This is a genomic window from Bradyrhizobium sp. TM233, from assembly GCF_036247965.1.
In the GTDB taxonomy this organism is placed as follows: Bacteria; Pseudomonadota; Alphaproteobacteria; order Rhizobiales; family Xanthobacteraceae; genus Bradyrhizobium; species Bradyrhizobium ottawaense.
In genome coordinates this window covers 1-2,116 of the sequence record NZ_BTIG01000021.1, presented here as the reverse complement: position 1 = coordinate 2,116, position 2,116 = coordinate 1, and the positions used below count along the sequence as shown (strand labels likewise).

The 2,116-nt window shown below is 64.9% G+C and carries 3 protein-coding genes and 1 pseudogene; 3 read left to right on the top strand and 1 reads right to left on the bottom strand.

Going from position 1 to position 2,116, the window contains the following annotated elements; translation table 11 throughout:
- A partial coding sequence (locus AABA86_RS29905; RefSeq protein ID WP_338309351.1) for a thiosulfate oxidation carrier complex protein SoxZ occupies nt 1-311 on the top strand: 311 nt, incomplete at its 5' end.
- Between the two features lie 51 nt (nt 312-362).
- On the opposite strand, the gene AABA86_RS29900 is transcribed toward AABA86_RS29905, so the two are convergent.
- The gene (locus AABA86_RS29900; protein ID WP_026202407.1) at nt 363-722 is read right to left on the bottom strand and encodes a hypothetical protein; all 360 of its coding nucleotides are present in this window, start codon (nt 720-722) and stop codon (nt 363-365) included.
- Between the two features lie 105 nt (nt 723-827).
- On the opposite strand from AABA86_RS29900, the gene AABA86_RS29895 reads away from it, so the two are divergent.
- Nucleotides 828-1,808 carry an ABC transporter substrate-binding protein gene (locus tag AABA86_RS29895; RefSeq protein WP_338309350.1) on the top strand — a complete coding sequence of 327 codons (981 nt, stop codon included), beginning with the start codon at nt 828-830 and terminating at the stop codon, nt 1,806-1,808.
- A gap of 1 nt (nt 1,809) precedes the next feature.
- A pseudogene (locus tag AABA86_RS29890) lies at nt 1,810-2,116 on the top strand (ABC transporter permease); the annotation flags it as partial.

Genomic DNA, 2,116 nt, shown 5'->3' with positions numbered 1-2,116 from the left:
TCGCGCGCGAGGAGGCGCCGGCGAGCCGCATCCGTGAAGCGCAGATCATGATCGGCCATCCCAACAATTCCGGCCTGCAGATGGACCAGGTCACGCAGCTCTACATTCCAGCCTTCTTCGTCAACCAGCTGAAGCTGACGCAGGACGACAGCCCGGTGCTGTCGATGGAAGGCGGCATCTCGATCTCGGAAGATCCCAATCTGCGCTTCACCTATGTCTCCAACGGCGCCAAGCGCTTCCGCGCGGAAGCAAAGGACACGGATGGGCACGTGTTCCGCAATGAGTGGGATGTAGAGAAGCCGGGGACGTGAGGCGAGATGTACCCTCCCCCTCCAGGGTAGGGTGACACACCGGGGCGCAACTCAGAAACACCTCACCTCGGCTTCCGCCTGCGCGCGCCGCAAATCATTCACCGCCGTGTTCGCCTGCTCCGAGGTGCGGAACTGGACGCCGAGATTGCCGCGGACCTGGGACATGCTGAGCGCGGTCTCGGCGGTCACGTAGCGCTCATAGGTGACGATCGAGGCCACCACGTCGATCGAGCAGGAACATTGCTCGATTGACTGCCGGCTCTCGCCATTGGCCTTCATGCAGCCATAGACGTACTCCGCGCGCGCCGACGTCGGATAATCATTGGCCTCCTCGGCCCGCGCCACGCATGCGGTCGCCGCCAGCACCGTCAATGCGGCGACAATCGGTCGTAGCTGTCCGGCCAGTTTCATGCGCATCCTCCCGCGGGTTGCGACCAAAGCTATGCTATGCGTATTGTCCTGAAAAGCACTCTGTCAGAGGAAACGGCTCACAAGGCGATGAGAGCACTTGGTGTGATGAGGGCACTTGGTCGGACATTGGCGCTCGCGACGGCGCTGGCGTTGATATTGGCCACTCCCGGCGGCGCCGCGGATTCGATCCGCCTTGCGGTGCAGAAAACCGGAACATTCTCCTGGGAGCTGGCCGCGATCCGCGCGAGCGGTCTCGACAAGGAGGCGGACCTCTCGCTGGAGGTCACCGAGCTCGCGAGCACCGAGGCCGGCAAGATCGCGATGCGCGCAGGCAGCGCCGACATCATCCTGTCGGACTGGCTGTGGGTCTCGCGCGAGCGAGCGCTCGGCGCCAAGCTCACCTTCTATCCCTATTCCAGCGCGCTCGGCGCGGTGATGGTACCCGCATCCTCGCCGATCAGGACGCTCGCCGACCTGAAGGGGCGCAAGCTCGCGGTCGCCGGCGGGCCGATCGACAAGAGCTGGCTGCTGCTCCAGGCGAGCATGAAGCAGGACGGCATCGACCTGAAGTCGGAGGCCACCATCGTCTACGGCGCCCCGCCTTTGATCGCCGCCAAGGCGCTCGACGGCGAGATGGAAGCGAGCCTCAATTTCTGGAATTTCTGTGCCCAGCTCGAGGCCAAGGGTTTTCGCCGCCTCGCCGGCATCGAGGACATTCTGCCGAAGCTCGGTGCCAAAGGCGCGGTCTCCGCCGTCGGCTATGTCTTCGACGAGAGCTGGGCGGCGAGCCACAAGGACGCGGTGGCGCGCTTCATCGCGATGACTCGCAAGGCCAAGCAATTGCTGATCACCTCGGATGCGGCCTGGGACAAGATCGCGCCGCTCACCGGCACGTCCGACGCAGCCATGCTCAAGACCTATCGCGAACGCTATCGCGACGGTATTCCGCGCCGGAGCATCGACGACGAGGAGAAAGATGCGCGCGTGCTCTACCGCGTGCTGGCCGAGATCGGCGGCCGCGACCTCGTCGGCCCCGCAGCCGAGCTCGATCCTGGCACGTTCTATCACGCCGTGCCTGGAGACTGAGGTGCTGCGTCTTCTGTCGTTTGCCCTGTTTCTCGTGATCTGGTGGATTGCCGCGCTGTTCGTCGGCGGCGCGAAGCTGCCCTCCCCGCCGGCCGTGCTCGAGGTGATGATCGCGGAAGCCTCATCCGGCGCGCTGTTCCTGCATCTCGGCGCCACGCTGGCGCGCGTCACCCTCGCCTTCGTGCTGGCGATGTCGCTCGGCAGCGCCATCGGCTACCTGATGGGACGGGTCAGGCTCGCGGATAAGCTCGGCGATCCCTGGCTGATCCTGCTACTCAATTTGCCCGCGCTGGTCGTGATCGTGCTGG

Bases quoted from the DNA above. Each gene is read 5' to 3' on its own strand.
- AABA86_RS29900 (WP_026202407.1), bottom strand. From the start codon at position 722: ATGAAACTGGCCGGACAGCTACGACCGATTGTCGCCGCATTGACGGTG.
- AABA86_RS29895 (WP_338309350.1), top strand. From the start codon at position 828: ATGAGGGCACTTGGTCGGACATTGGCGCTCGCGACGGCGCTGGCGTTG.